The 14819-nt window shown below is 38.5% G+C and carries 10 protein-coding genes; 5 read left to right on the top strand and 5 right to left on the bottom strand.

From position 1 onward, the window contains the following. Positions 1–7: 7 nt before the first annotated feature. Both H592_RS0102350 and H592_RS0102345 read left to right on the top strand, forming a co-directional pair. Positions 8–1852: a DUF294 nucleotidyltransferase-like domain-containing protein gene (locus H592_RS0102350; RefSeq protein WP_028867332.1), complete on the top strand. Its 1845-nt coding sequence runs from the start codon at positions 8–10 to the stop codon at positions 1850–1852. Continuing rightward, a complete protein-coding gene (locus H592_RS0102345) occupies positions 1852–2538 on the top strand; it encodes an exonuclease domain-containing protein (RefSeq protein ID WP_028867331.1) in 687 nt (228 codons plus the stop codon). Before H592_RS0102350 ends, H592_RS0102345 begins: the two co-directional genes overlap by 1 nt. Before the next feature lie 219 nt (positions 2539–2757). On the opposite strand, the gene glnS is transcribed toward H592_RS0102345, so the two are convergent. Then, complete coding sequence (gene glnS / locus H592_RS0102340; protein ID WP_028867330.1) at positions 2758–4419, bottom strand: glutamine--tRNA ligase; 1662 nt, start codon at positions 4417–4419, stop codon at positions 2758–2760. A 303-nt stretch (positions 4420–4722) separates the two neighbouring features. Further along, positions 4723–6189: an N-acetylglucosamine-specific PTS transporter subunit IIBC gene (gene nagE / locus H592_RS0102335; protein ID WP_028867329.1), complete on the bottom strand. Its 1467-nt coding sequence runs from the start codon at positions 6187–6189 to the stop codon at positions 4723–4725. Positions 6190–6457: 268 nt separating this feature from the next. Here nagE and nagB point away from each other — a divergent pair, with 268 nt between their 5' ends. From nagB to H592_RS0102320, 3 genes are all read left to right on the top strand, one after another. Then, complete coding sequence (gene nagB / locus H592_RS0102330) at positions 6458–7258, top strand: glucosamine-6-phosphate deaminase (protein ID WP_028867328.1); 801 nt, start codon at positions 6458–6460, stop codon at positions 7256–7258. A 107-nt stretch (positions 7259–7365) separates the two neighbouring features. Next, on the top strand, positions 7366–8502 hold the full coding sequence (gene nagA, locus H592_RS0102325) for an N-acetylglucosamine-6-phosphate deacetylase (RefSeq protein ID WP_028867327.1): 1137 nt from the start codon (positions 7366–7368) through the stop codon (positions 8500–8502). Between the two features lie 194 nt (positions 8503–8696). Next, complete coding sequence (locus H592_RS0102320; RefSeq protein ID WP_245600352.1) at positions 8697–9929, top strand: ROK family protein; 1233 nt, start codon at positions 8697–8699, stop codon at positions 9927–9929. A gap of 216 nt (positions 9930–10145) precedes the next feature. Here H592_RS0102320 and clpB read toward each other — a convergent pair whose 3' ends face one another. From clpB to rluD, 3 genes are all read right to left on the bottom strand, one after another. Then, positions 10146–12722: an ATP-dependent chaperone ClpB gene (gene clpB / locus H592_RS0102315; RefSeq protein WP_028867325.1), complete on the bottom strand. Its 2577-nt coding sequence runs from the start codon at positions 12720–12722 to the stop codon at positions 10146–10148. A 288-nt stretch (positions 12723–13010) separates the two neighbouring features. Beyond that, complete coding sequence (pgeF, locus tag H592_RS0102310) at positions 13011–13766, bottom strand: peptidoglycan editing factor PgeF (protein ID WP_028867324.1); 756 nt, start codon at positions 13764–13766, stop codon at positions 13011–13013. 19 nt (positions 13767–13785) lie between these two features. After that, on the bottom strand, positions 13786–14766 hold the full coding sequence (gene rluD, locus H592_RS0102305; RefSeq protein ID WP_028867323.1) for a 23S rRNA pseudouridine(1911/1915/1917) synthase RluD: 981 nt from the start codon (positions 14764–14766) through the stop codon (positions 13786–13788). Between the last annotated feature and the right edge of the window lie 53 nt (positions 14767–14819).

The following is a 14819-nucleotide window of genomic DNA, read 5'->3' as shown; positions in this document are numbered from 1 at the left end:
GGTGCTTATGGATAACAGTGAGTTACAACCCATTTTTGATTTCATGCGCAGATTAGCTCCTTTTGATTCTTTACATGAACAAACTATAAAAAAATGTTGTCAGGAATTAACTATTTCCTACTACAGCAAACAACAAAAGTTAGTCAATGTAGATAGTGACGAGCCCCAATTATATATTGTACGTAGTGGTGCATTTGAAGTAACCACACAACAAGGAGAGCTCATTGATAGAGTCGCAGAAGGCGAATATTTTGGTTTTAGCGGCATGCTTTCGGGTGAGAAAGTTGTCAATCAAGTACATATTTTAGAGGATGCACTGGTTTACCACCTTTCAGCTAAAATGTTTGATCAATTACGCGCCAATAGCCATTCATTCGATCGTTTTTTTAATCAAGCCTTTGCCAAACGATTACGCAACCAAGGGTCATTACAGCATAGCCACATCAGTACTGCACGTATTACTCACATTATGTCCAGAGATCTCACCACCATCACAGCCGATGCCACCATTCATGAAGCTGCACAGCTAATGTCTAAGAAACGTCTCTCCTCTCTTGTTGTTGTTAACCAAGATAAATTATGCGGAATCTTAACCGATCGCGACTTACGTAATCGTGTCTTAGCAAAAGGACTGGGCGGTGACCTACTAGTCGAACAAATAATGACCAAAGAACCAACTGTTATCGAACCAAATGCACTAATCTTTGAAGCGATGTTAAAAATGAGTGAAAATAATATTCATCACTTACCCGTGGTCGACCAAGAAAGACCAATCGCGATCATTACTAGTACAGATTTAATCCGCAGTCAAAGCTCTCAGCCGTTATTATTAATTGGTCAAATAGAACGTCAGAATAGCTTAGAAGCACTGATACAAGTTAGCCAGAAGATACCAGACCTATTACATAACCTGATTAGTAGCGATGCTAAAGCCATTGAAATAGGCCGTATTCTGACCTCTGTTACCGACTCATTAACACGTCGTTTAATAGTATTAAAACAAAAACAACTTGGCCCTGCCCCAATGGCATTCTGTTGGCTGGCATTTGGCTCACAGGGTCGCCAAGATCAAATGGCAGGGTCAGACCAAGATAGTGCATTGATTTTAGAGAAAACGCCTTCTGAACAAGATAAATGTTATTTTAAGCAACTTTCTGAATTTGTTTGTAGTGCTTTGAATGAGTGTGGTTTTCCATTTTGTCCCGGTAATATCATGGCGCAGAATCCACAGTGGCAATTAACACTACAACAGTGGCAACAACAATTTTCAAAATGGGTCAATACTCCTCAGCCCAGTGCGTTATTAAACGCGACTATCTTCTTTGATATGCGCGGTATTTATGGAGATTTAAGTTTATTCACAACCCTACAAACTACAGTATTAAACAAGACCAAAGGAAACGACATATTTCTTGCAGCGCTAAGTCAAAATGCACTGCAATCAACAGCGCCATTAGGATTCTTCAGAAGCTTTGTCATTGAACGAGATGGTAGCGAAGTAAAAGGAATAGATTTAAAGCATAAAGGTAATGCTTTAATCAATGATATCGTTAGAACCTACGCACTAGCAGCAGGTATAGAAGAAGTAAATACTAGCAAACGTTTAGAAAGTTTAATCGAAAAATCTAAAATAGATAAAGAAGTTGCGATGAATTTGTTGGATGCTTGGGAGTTTATTGCCCATAAACGTCTTACCAATCAAGGACAACAATTTAATAATACACAACCTGTTTCTAACTATATTTTACCCGATAGTCTGTCTTCATTAGTTCGCCATCAATTAAAGGATGCCTTTAAAGTGATTCATGAAGCACAAGGCACAATTAGGTTAAAATTCTTAAGGCAATTTTAATGTTTCAACGATGGTGGTTACAGTATCAATTAAAACGCTTGGTTAAAAATAGCAAGCTGAATGCCCTACAAGATCATTATCAATATTTATTAAGCCAACTAGATAGCCCTATTTCAGACATTAAGCTATTAGCGTTAGATATTGAAATGACAGGCTTAGACAGCAAAAAAGATCAAATGGTGAGTATCGGAGTGATCCCTATCATCAATGCCAAGATCCAGCCTAAACTTGCACAATATAAGCTCATTAAAATACAAGGAACCGTAGGACAAAGTGCCGTTATTCATGGTGTTTTAGATAGGCATCTGACCAATGCACTACCCTTACAAGAGGTGCTGCAATGGTTATTTGAGCAGTGTAAAGATAAAGTCATCGTTGCTCATTATGCTAGCCTAGATTTACAGTTTTTACAGCAATCATTAGTAGGTGCGGAAAAACAATCTTTTGCACTATTTGCTATTGATACCTTACTGATAGATAAAAAAAGAGAACTACGTAAACATCAATCTTTAAACACCAGTAGCTTGCGTTTAAATGCCTGTAGAGAGCGTTATAATTTGCCTATTTATAACGCACATAATGCATTAACCGATGCTTTAGCTTGTGCTGAATTATTACTAGCCCAATTAAGTAAAATGGGCGGCATAGATAAAGTCACGCTGCAACAGTTACTAAACAAGCATTAGAACTTATTGATCTTACAGAGTTGGTATTAGATGTTAGATATTTTTTAATCAAGATAAATTATTGAGTCTGCAACTTTAGGAGTCATTAAAAAGTATTAATAGTTGGAAAGTATGAATGGTTGGAAAGGGTTATTAAAGAAAATAGTTAAGCAGCAATAAAAAGGTCTGCTTTGAGCAGACCTTTTTAGTCACATATTTATAGTTATATTTATAGTTATATTAACCAGCCCATGAGTCACGTAATGCAACCGTTCGGTTAAACACTAACTTATCAGCACTTGAATCTTTATTATCAGCACAGAAGTATCCTTCACGCTCAAATTGATAAGCGACTTCAGGTTGTGCGTCCACTAAGCTGTTTTCAACAAAACCATGTTTTACAACTAATGAATCAGGGTAAATTACACTATGGATATCTTCCACTGCCGCAGGATTTTCTACCGTAAATAAACGGTCATAAATACGGAATTCAGCAGGATGATTTGACGCGGCACTCACCCAATGGATAACCCCTTTTGGCTTACGTCCGTCTTCAGGATTTTTACCTAATGTAGTTGGGTCGTAAGAACAAAGAATTTCAGTAATATTACCTTCTTGATCCTTAATAACCTCTTCAGCTTTAATCATATAAGCATTACGTAAACGCACTTCTTTACCTAATACCAAGCGCTTATATTTTTTATTCGCTTCTTCACGGAAATCAGCAGCATCAATATATAACTCACGTGAGAATGGCACAGTACGCGTTCCCATGCTTTCATCTTTAGGGTGAGCTGGTGCGATTAACTGCTCTAACTTACCTTGTTCATAGTTTGTTATCGTTACTTTGATCGGATCAAGCACAGCCATCGCTCGTGCGCCATTAGCTTCTAGATCTTCACGAACACAAGCTTCTAATGAAGCAAACTCAACGGTATTTTCTTGCTTTGTTACACCAATTCGTTTTGAAAATTCGCGTAATGATGCCGCAGGGTAACCACGACGACGCATACCAGAAATAGTAGGCATACGAGGATCATCCCAACCAGTGACGATGTTTTCTTCAATTAATGCATTTAATTTACGCTTAGACGTTAATGTATATTGCAAGTTTAAACGTGAAAACTCTATTTGACGTGGTTTACACTCGATGCTGATATTAGCTAATACCCAGTCGTATAATGGACGGTGATCTTCAAACTCTAACGTACATAAACTGTGAGTAATCCCCTCAATCGCATCCGAAATACAATGTGTAAAATCGTACATAGGGTAGATGCACCATTTGTCACCAGTTTGGTGATGGTGTGCAAAACGAATACGGTAAATAACCGGATCACGCATTTTCATATTTGGAGAAGCCATATCGATTTTAGCACGCAGCATTATCGACCCTTCTTCAAACTCACCTGCACGCATACGTTTAAATAGATCTAAGCTTTCTTCGATCGGGCGATTTCTATATGGGCTATCTTTACCAGGAGACGTCAACGTACCGCGGTATTCACGTGTTTGTTCTGCATTTAATTCACAAACATAAGCTTTGTTATTTTCGATTAACTCAACAGCATAATCAAAAAGCTGTTCAAAATAATTAGATGAATAACGTACATCACCTTGCCATTCAAATCCTAACCAAGAGACATCTTTTTCAATCGCTGCAACGTAATCAGCATCTTCTTTAACCGGGTTAGTGTCATCAAAACGCAAGTTACAAGCAGCATTAGGATAATCACGCGCTAAACCAAAGTTTAAACAGATAGATTTTGCATGACCAATATGCAAATAACCGTTTGGTTCAGGCGGGAAACGTGTATGGATTGTCTGGTGTTTACCACTCTCAAGGTCGTTTTCAATAATGGTGCGAATAAAATTACTTGGGCGTGTTTCCAGTTCAGACATTGTGACCTCTAAAATACATGATTCATAAAGGGGCAATCATCGTATATTCTAGCCTTAAGCTCAAGTGAAATAATGGTAAATGAAAGGTTCACGGTGATATCTACATCGATGTGACTTTAAGATGCAAAAATCAGTATCTTCTGAGGTGAGTAGATTGTCGCCATAAAGATGAAAATATACCCGCTAGCAATTGAAATTTTTGCCTAATGCCAGCTTTATTGCGAAGAACAGGTTTAAACAACAACCCTCTACCAAAACGAAAATAGGCACTCATTGAGTGCCTATTGAAAAATTAATTGCAGTTTATTTTAGCAACTTCATTCTATTAGCAATGCTTTCAGCTTGCGGCCCAATGATCACTTGAAGATTATTATCTCCTAGTTTCACAACACCCATTGCACCTAACGCCTTCAGTTCTGATTCTTTTATAATGCTACGGTTTTTTAAGGTCAAACGTAATCGAGTAATACAGGCATCAATCACTTCGATATTATCAGCGCCACCTAGTGCAGCAACATAACTAGTGGCTAATTGGTCATTACCTTCAACAGCTTTAGTAGCGGTATTAACTACTTCCGTCTCGTTATCTTCGCGACCTGGTGTTTTAAGATTAAGTGTTTTAATTAATGTTAAAAATACAAAATAATAAATACCAAAGAAGACAACACCCTGAACTAACAGCATATACCATTGTTTAGCGAGTGGGTTTTGTGAAGAGAGTACCATATCCACTAAACCAGCAGAGAAGCCAAAACCAGCCATCCATTCCATATTAGCGGCAATAAATACTGAAACACCTGTTAATACTGCATGCACGACATACAATAACGGCGCTACAAACATAAATGAAAACTCTAAAGGCTCTGTCACACCAGTAAAGAATGAAGCTAATGCAGCAGCTAACATAATAGAAGCCACTTTTTGCTTATGCTCTGCTTTTGCTGTCGTATAAATTGCTAATGCAGCACCAGGCAAACCAAACATCATAATAGGGAAGAAACCAGCTTGATACATACCAACAGTACCGATTGCATTTTTACCTTCAGCAGCGAATTTAGTGATCGTATCCTGACCAGCTAAAAAGTTAGGGATATCATTAATGCCCGCCACATCAAACCAAAATACTGAATTTAACGCATGGTGAAGTCCAACAGGAATCAATAGACGGTTAAAGAATGCATAAATACCAGCTCCAATATCGCCCATACCTGAAATCGTTTCACCAAAATGCTGTAAACCTGAGAAAATAATTGGCCAAACTGCCATTAAAATAAATGATACAACAATCATTACTACAGAAACGATGATAGGCACTAATCTACGACCAGAGAAAAACGCCAATGTATTGTGTAATTCGACTTCTGAAAACTTGTTATATAACTCAGCAGAAATAATACCGACTAAGATACCAACAAATTGATTTTCAATTCGTCCAAAAGAAGCATTAGCAGCTTCTCCAGTAATTTGCTCAACCGCACCAGGTGCCAGTAGTGTAGTAACCACTAGCCAACCTACTAAACCAGATAACGCAGCAGCACCATCTTTATCTTTAGACATGCCATAAGCAACACCCACGGCAAATAATAGCGCCATGTTGTCAATTACTGCAGCACCCGCTTTAATTAAAAAAGCCGCTAGTTGAGAATCACCACCCCAGCCATTTGGATCAATCCAATAACCAATCCCCATTAAAATTGCTGCAGCGGGTAATACTGCCACTGGAACCATTAAGGCCCTGCCCACTTTTTGCATATATCCTAAAATATTCACTATTTTACTCTCCTTGAAACAGCGACTTAATTCGCATTGATTATTATGATTAAAACCTGTTGTTATAACGTGGGTTCAATAGAACGCCTTTCATCAACATGTCTAGGCTATGACTCTAAAGAGTTTCTTAAATCGCGCAAATGCAATCACCCTATTCTGTGACTTAAATCACTTATATTTGACCTAATAAGTGAAAATGAGTGGCATTAAACCCAAACTTAATTTACGATGAGAATTAAGTAGAGATATTCATTACCTGGAGATTAAAATGCGCCTGATTCCACTTAACAACTTAGCCGATGTTGGTTTATGGTCTGCTCAATACATCGTTAATAAAATTAATAAATTTAACCCCACTGCGGATCGACCTTTTATTTTAGGCTTGCCCACAGGCAGTACGCCCTTGGCCACATATCAACACCTAATTGAGTTACATAAAGCAGGAAAGGTCAGCTTTAAACATGTTGTTACCTTTAATATGGATGAATATGTTGGCTTGGAGCCTGCTCATCCTGAAAGTTACCATAGCTTTATGCATAATAACTTTTTCAACCATGTCGATATTCAGGTACAAAATATCAATTTATTAAATGGTCTAGCTGATGATCTGAGCGCAGAGTGCCAACGCTATGAAGATAAAATAAAAAGCTACGGCAAAATTAATCTATTTATGGGCGGCGTAGGTAGTGATGGTCATATTGCTTTTAATGAGCCAGGTTCATCATTAGCATCACGCACTCGTGTTAAAACATTAACACCCGACACTCGCCTTGCTAACTCACGTTTTTTCGATGATGATATTAATAAAGTGCCTAAGTTAGCGCTGACTATCGGTGTAGGTACATTATTAGAGGCAGAAGAAGTATTAACTCTTGTCACTGGCCACCATAAAGCGTTAGCATTGCAAACTGCTGTAGAAGGCAGCGTCAACCATCTCTGGACTGTTACCGCATTACAACTACATCAAAAAGCAATTATCGTATGTGATTCAGCATCAACGATGGAGCTTAAAGTTAAAACACTTAAGTACTTCACGGAACTAGAAGCAGAAAACATTCGCTTCCTATAATCACTTCACATCAGGTTTAACGGAACAGACATACAGTTAGGCCTGATTTATCACTTAGATTAAACGCATCCATTTGTCTAATAAAGTATGCCTAGGAGAGATTTATAATGTATGCACTTACCAATTGCACTATTTATACAACTCAAGCGATTCTTATTGATCATGCAGTCGTTATTGAAGGTCAACAAATCAGCGCTATTATTCCCATTAATGCATTAACCAATGATATTGATCGTATTGACCTACAGGGTCAAAACTTAACACCTGGATTTATTGATTTACAATTAAATGGTTGTGGTGGTGTTATGTTTAATGGCGCAGTAACAGAGCAAACACTAGCAACAATGCAAGCAGCTAATCTGAAATCAGGGACCACCAGCTATCTTCCCACCTTTATTACTGACACCGACCAAGGCATTAAGAAAGCACTGCATGTAACTCGCGAATATATGCAAAAAAAGCCTAATGAAGTACTCGGATTACATCTTGAAGGCCCTTATATTAACGTGCAGAAAAAAGGTATCCATCGCCAGGAATTTATTCGCCAACCCGATCCTGAAATGATTGATTTGATCTGTGCAAATAGTGATGTCGTTAGCCAAATAACCATGGCACCGGAAAAAACGCCGAACCAATTTATTGAACAGCTGGCCAATGCAGGTATTGTGGTTTCTTTAGGGCACAGCAATGGCACTTATCAACAGGCTACTGAAGCGATTCAACACGGCGCATCTTCTGCCACGCATCTATTCAATGCAATGACATCTATTACCGGGCGAGAGCCTGGCGTAGTAGGTGCAATTTACGATAATAATATCTACGCAGGCATTATTGTCGATGGTTTTCATGTGGCTTACGAAAATGTACGTTTATCAAAAAGAATCATGGGTGATAAATTAATACTAGTGACCGATGCAACGGCGCCTGCTGGAGCTGATATTAGTGAGTTTGATTTTGTAGGCACGACTGTTTATTACAAACAAGGAAAATGTGTAGGCAAAGATGGCACTTTAGGGGGATCCGCAGTCACCTTAATAGAGTCCATTGAACAATGTGTAAAATTTGTAGGCATTAGTTTAGAAGAAGCTATTCGTATGGCGACTATTTATCCTGCGAAAGCGATTTCCGTAGATAATAAACTAGGCAGCATTGAAGTGGGTAAAATTGCCAACTTAGCAATTTTTAACAATGATTATCAAGTCACCGGGACCGTTGTTAACGGTTGTTATAAAGCAACTGAATAACAAAAGTTTAATATAACGTTTAATGGATGAACACTAATGACGTGATCGATTGTCATTACCAGCTCCGCATAACAATTATTCTGGTCAATCGGCATACTTTTTTAAAGTTAATGCCTTTTGATTAAACCTCATCTGTGACCTAAAAAAATCTGCTATCATTGCGGCGAGATAAACACCACGGTAGGTATCACTTAATGAACACAGTCAATCACGATACGATGCAAACAAACATTGCTAATATCGAACAAATCAAGCAATTAAATAGTGCCATCATTTATAAAATTATTGAGCAATACGCACCTATTTCTCGCGTTAAAACAGCAAAGATAAGTAGATTAGCCCCAGCAAGTGTGACCAAAATAACACGTCAACTAATCGAAAATGGATTGATTGCAGAAGTTGAATTACAAGCATCTACGGGTGGCCGCAGAGCCATCTCTTTAGCGCCAAATTCTGATGCGGTAAATGTAATTGCCATTAAATTAGGCCAAAAATTATTATCGATCGCGCATTATAATTTATCTGGCATTAAGTTAATGAGCAAACAAATAACTATTCCTAAGATTGAGACCAGTGCTTTTTTAATTGACTTTTTGATTGCTGAAATTGCAAAATTTATGACTCAACCACCGTTAATTAATGAAAAAATATCTGCTATTTCAATTACCCTTTCTGGTTTGGTTGATCCTAAAAAAGGCATCGTGGTTTATACGCCAACTTATCCTTTAGATGATTACTCTTTAGTTAATAAAATTGAAAATACATTTAATATTCCTACCTTTATCGGCAATCATACACGCTGCCTTGCATTGGCTGAAAATTACTTTGGTGCCACCAAGAACACACAAGATTCAGTGCTTATCAGTGTTCATCACGGCGTTGGTTCAGGTGTTATTATCGAAAATAAAGAGCTACTAGGTAAAAGCTGTAATATAGGGGAAATAGGTCATATCCAAACAAACCCTGCAGGTAAGCGCTGTCATTGTGGCAATATTGGTTGTTTAGAAACAGAGGTCAGCGATCTGGTGATTTACGACAAAGTTAAAGAAGCGATTAATGCTGGTAGCGATTGCGTCTTGAATGTGAATACCATGAACATTGATGATATTTATCTAGCCGCGGCAAGTGGTGATAAATTATGTTATACAATCACTCAACAAGCAGCCCACTACTTGGGGAAAAATATTGCCATATTAGTGAATCTATTAAGCCCCGAAAAAATAGTGATCACAGGTAAAATACTACAAGCTGGTGAAGTTTTATTTTCTACCATTGCAGATTGCATTAAACAACAAACCCTGCCAAATTTTCATGATCAACTGATCGTCACTTCAACTGAATTAAAACCCGATTTAACTATCGCTGCTTTTGCTTTAATTAAGCAGGCGATTTATGAAGGTGATTTATTACAAAGGATCAAGGTCTAACTTTTTTTTCATATAAAAAGCTTAGCTGCTTTCTTTACATAAAAAGCTTAACAGCTTTCTCCACTTAAAATAGTTAATCACTTTCTGCAAATAAAAAGGCCAACGACGTTAATCATTGGCCTTTTACTATTTTGCTTTCAGTCATTGTACATTCACAGAGCTTTCACTGTGCAATGCATTCAATATGAGTTAGTTCAGTAAAAAAATGACTGTACATTATTGTTGCACAAACACTATTTTCCCCTCTTCAACGTCTGCCAATATGTTACTACCCGTGGTTAACTCTCCCGATAATATTTTCTGTGCCAATGCATTCTCTAGTAACTGTTGCACCGCTCTTTTTAATGGACGAGCACCATATGCAGGGTCATATCCAGCGCTAACCAAAAATTCAATCGATGCATCATTAAACGTTAGGTGGTAATCCCTTGCTTTAAGACGCGTCTGTAATGCGTGTAATTGAATCGTTGCGATTGATTTAATGTGTTTTTCACTTAATGGGTGGAACACGACCGTTTCATCAATACGATTCAAAAATTCTGGTTTAAATTGTTTCGCTAACACACCTAGCAAAGTATTTTTAACTTCGTCATAGGAAGCACGAGGGAACGCTTCTTGAATGATCTCAGAACCTATGTTGGAGGTCATGATGATCACCGTATTACGGAAATCAACGGTTCGTCCTTGCCCATCGGTTAAACGCCCATCATCCAACACCTGTAATAAAATATTAAAGACATCAGGATGTGCTTTCTCTATTTCATCCAATAAAATAACAGAGTAAGGTTTACGGCGTACCGCTTCCGTTAAGTAACCGCCCTCTTCATACCCCACGTAACCTGGAGGAGCACCGACTAAACGAGATACAGAGTGTTTCTCCATAAACTCGGACATATCAATACGCACCATATTATCGACGCTATCAAATAAGAAGTTAGCAAGCGCCTTACAAGATTCGGTTTTACCGACCCCAGTAGGACCTAAGAACAAGAAAGACCCAATAGGACGGTCAGGATCACTTAACCCAGCACGGCTACGTCTGATTGCATTTGCAATAGCGTCAATCGCCTCATTTTGCCCAACTACTTGAGAATGAAGATGTTTTTCCATTTTCAATAATTTATCACGCTCGCCTTCAAGCATTTTAGACACAGGAATGCCGGTCCAGTGCGATAGAATATCCGCAATTTCATTCTCTGTGACAGAGTGTTTTAACAATGTCATCTCTTGCATTTCAGCTTGAGATGCTAAATCTAATTGTTTTTCTAAATCAGGAATACGTCCATATTGAAGTTCAGACATACGTGTTAAATCAGCCGCGCGGCTAGCGACTTCTAAATCCATGCGCGCTTGCTCTAAAGCTTGCTTGATATTTTGCGTACCAGATAGCGCTGCTTTTTCTGTTTTCCACACTTCATCTAAAGACTTATATTCTTTGCCTTTAATTCTTAAGGTCTGGTCTATATCATTTAACCGTTTCACACTGGCTTCATCGGTAGCATTCTGCAGTGACTTTTGCTCTACGGTTAGCTGAATAATTTTACGCCCTAATTTATCTAAACTTTCAGGTTTAGAGTCCATTTGTAAGCGAATGCTAGACGCAGCTTCATCAATTAAATCAATGGCTTTGTCGGGTAATTGGCGGTCAGAGATATAACGATGTGATAACGTCGCCGCAGCCACAATCGCAGGATCCGTTATTTCAACTTGATGATGTAATTCGTAACGCTCTTTTAAACCACGTAATATCGCGATCGTATCTTCAACCGTTGGTTCATCAACTTGTACTTTTTGGAAACGACGCTCTAGTGCCGCATCTTTTTCAATATACTGACGATACTCATTTAACGTAGTCGCGCCAACACAATGAAGCTCTCCTCGCGCTAACGCAGGCTTAAGCATATTACTCGCATCCATAGCGCCATCGCCTTTACCAGCACCTACCATAGTATGCAATTCATCGATAAATAAGATGATTTGCCCTTCTTCTTTGTTTAGCTCCGCTAACACTGCTTTTAAACGCTCTTCAAACTCACCTCGATATTTGGCACCCGCAATAAGCGAGCCCATATCCAATGATAAAACGCGTTTATTTTTCAAACCTTCCGGTACTTCACCGTTCACAATACGTTGCGCTAAACCTTCAACAATAGCCGTTTTACCGACACCTGGTTCACCGATGATCACGGGGTTATTTTTAGTTCTACGCTGTAGCACTTGTACCATGCGACGTACTTCATCGTCACGTCCAATTACTGGGTCTAGTTTACCTGCCGCAGCACGCTCGGTTAAATCGATGGTATATTTTTCTAGGGCTTGTTCAGGGCCGTCTCCATTAACGTCAGTAACAGTTTGACCTTGACGGATTTTCTTTAAAGAACTTTCAACTTTGCTTTTTGTTAAGCCAAGTTTATTTAACACTTTTCCTAGTTCACCTTTATCTTCACAAACGGCGACTAAGAAAATTTCCGATGAAATAAATTTATCTTTTGCTTTTTGCGCATACTTATCACATAAATTAAAGGTAATACCCAACTGATTAGAGAGCTGTATTTCGCCTCCAATACCAGATACTTTGGGCATTCTATCTAACATTGCAGATAGCTGTGAACGCATTAGGTTAATGTTAATTTCAAGATCAGACAAAATACCGCGGATTGCGCCACCGTCTTGATTAAGCATTGCTAACAAGACATGTGTCGCTTCGATATATTGGTGATCACGGCCTAAAGCAATAGATTGAGCATCGGATAATGCCAATTGAAATTTGCTAGTTAATTTATCTAAACGCATGATGATTCTCCTGAAATGTTTACCCTATAAAAGATGGGGGTAAAGAGAATTATTTCAAGGTAGGAAAGATAAAATAATGAATAAAAAAGAATATATTTATAAATTAAATGTTAGAGAATTAATTATAAGAGGGTTGTTTCTAAGAGTAGATTAGGGAATTTAAGATTAGATATAAAACTGAGGGAGGATAACTGCCATTTCAACATGTAAAATTGCAATAATTGAAGTTCTAATAAATGAAGCTTCAATAACTACAGCTCGATAAAAGCATCGCAACTATTTTTAGTTTTAATCAATCCAGATAAAAGAAGCAAGACGACCTGTTCTGCCATCTCGACGATATGAGTAAAATAACTCTGCATCGTTAAAGGTACACAAATCACTTTCTGTAATAGTAATACCTGTAAATTTTGTTAAACGTAACTTGGCTAGGAGATGCAAATTAGCTAACCATTTATCGTTAGACGCGACAAAAGCTTCACTTGCTTGTGCATTTTGTTGAACAAACTGCGCTCGAACTTCATCACCAACTTCAAAGGCAGTAGGCCCAATACAGGGACCTAACCATACTAATAGTTGATCGGGTTTGACTGATAACGTATTGCAAATATGTTCAATACTGTTTTCAATAATACCATCACATAATCCACGCCATCCGGCATGGATAGCCGCAACAAAACTGCCCTGCTTATCTGTCACTAGCACAGGTAAACAATCCGCAGTCATCACCACACAAGTTCTTTCGTTATTATTAGTCCAACTTGCATCGGCATTAATTGCTTGCGCTGTTGTGGCTGATAATTTTATTAAATCATGACTATGAGTCTGATTTAACCAACAAAAATCAGGAGCGTGTAGTTGTTCATTAACGAGTAAATATTCTGTGAGTAATGCACGATTTTTTAATACATGCAGCTCAAGATCCGCAACGTGCGTAGCCAGATTCAAACCTAAAAATTCACCTTCACTACTCCCACCTAAGCGAGTAGTTGAGTAAGCGTGAATATGGGCAGGGGCTGCCCAATTAGGTTTAATTAATTGCATCTAAGTAAACTATAATAAACTATAAATCTAATTCGTTTTCATGCGAAATAGTATCCGCACGTAACGCAGCCGCTAACACTTTAAAATCTTCAGGTGGTTCAGCGTGCCATTCCATCTCTTCACCGGTAATTGGATGCTCAAGACGTAACATAGTCGCATGTAGTGCTTGGCGTCTAAATCCACGTAATGCTTCACTTAATTTTTCAGAAGCGCCTTTAGGTGGACGAGGACGACCACCATAGACAGGGTCACCCGCCAATACATGGCCGATAGACATCATATGCACACGAATTTGGTGAGTACGTCCAGTTTCTAAACGCAAACGTAAACGTGTATGTGCACGATACTTTTCAGCAATACGATAATGCGTGATCGCATCTTTGCCTCCCGTATGGTTAACGGCCATTTTAGTGCGGTGTACTTTATCACGACCAATAGGCGCATCTACTTTACCACCAGCGGTAAAACATCCCGAGGCAATCGCATCATATTCACGTGTCATCTGGCGTGCTTGCAAGTTCATCACTAAATGAGTTTGTGCAGGAACATTTTTTGCTACTACCATCAATCCTGATGTTTCTTTATCTAATCGATGTACGATACCAGCACGTGGTACTTCAGCAATACTTGGGTAATGGTATAACAATGCATTTAATAATGTGCCACTTGCATTACCTGCACCCGGGTGAACAACTAACCCAGCAGGTTTATTGATCACTAAAATATCTTCGTCTTCATAAACGATATCAATTTCAATTTTTTGTGCAACAAAGGTGACTTCATCTTTCAATACTGCGTTAACTTCTAGCATCTGACCCGTAAATACTTTTTCACGAGGAGTAGAAGAGACAGTGCCATCAATTTGTACCAGGCCCGCTAATATCCATTCTTTTATACGAGAACGCGAATAATCTGGGAACAATGCGGCAACCGCTTGGTCTAATCGAAATCCTAACTGTTCATCTGTTACTTCTGCAGATAGGTTTAATGCTTGGCTCATAATGCTCTCTTCTTGTAATTTTGTGCTGTTGTAATTGATTTTTAAAAAGTATT

Origin of the sequence: Psychromonas arctica DSM 14288 (genome assembly GCF_000482725.1) — a bacterium.
GTDB classification, from domain to species: Bacteria; Pseudomonadota; Gammaproteobacteria; order Enterobacterales; family Psychromonadaceae; genus Psychromonas; species Psychromonas arctica.
This window is presented reverse-complemented; position numbering and strand designations above follow the sequence as displayed.

Coding starts and splice junctions, on each gene's coding strand:
- H592_RS0102350 (WP_028867332.1), top strand. CDS start 8: ATGGATAACAGTGAGTTACAACCCATTTTTGATTTCATGCGCAGATTA.
- H592_RS0102345 (WP_028867331.1), top strand. CDS start 1,852: ATGTTTCAACGATGGTGGTTACAGTATCAATTAAAACGCTTGGTTAAA.
- glnS (WP_028867330.1), bottom strand. CDS start 4,419: ATGTCTGAACTGGAAACACGCCCAAGTAATTTTATTCGCACCATTATT.
- nagB (WP_028867328.1), top strand. CDS start 6,458: ATGCGCCTGATTCCACTTAACAACTTAGCCGATGTTGGTTTATGGTCT.
- nagA (WP_028867327.1), top strand. CDS start 7,366: ATGTATGCACTTACCAATTGCACTATTTATACAACTCAAGCGATTCTT.
- H592_RS0102320 (WP_245600352.1), top strand. CDS start 8,697: ATGAACACAGTCAATCACGATACGATGCAAACAAACATTGCTAATATC.
- clpB (WP_028867325.1), bottom strand. CDS start 12,722: ATGCGTTTAGATAAATTAACTAGCAAATTTCAATTGGCATTATCCGAT.
- pgeF (WP_028867324.1), bottom strand. CDS start 13,766: ATGCAATTAATTAAACCTAATTGGGCAGCCCCTGCCCATATTCACGCT.
- rluD (WP_028867323.1), bottom strand. CDS start 14,766: ATGAGCCAAGCATTAAACCTATCTGCAGAAGTAACAGATGAACAGTTA.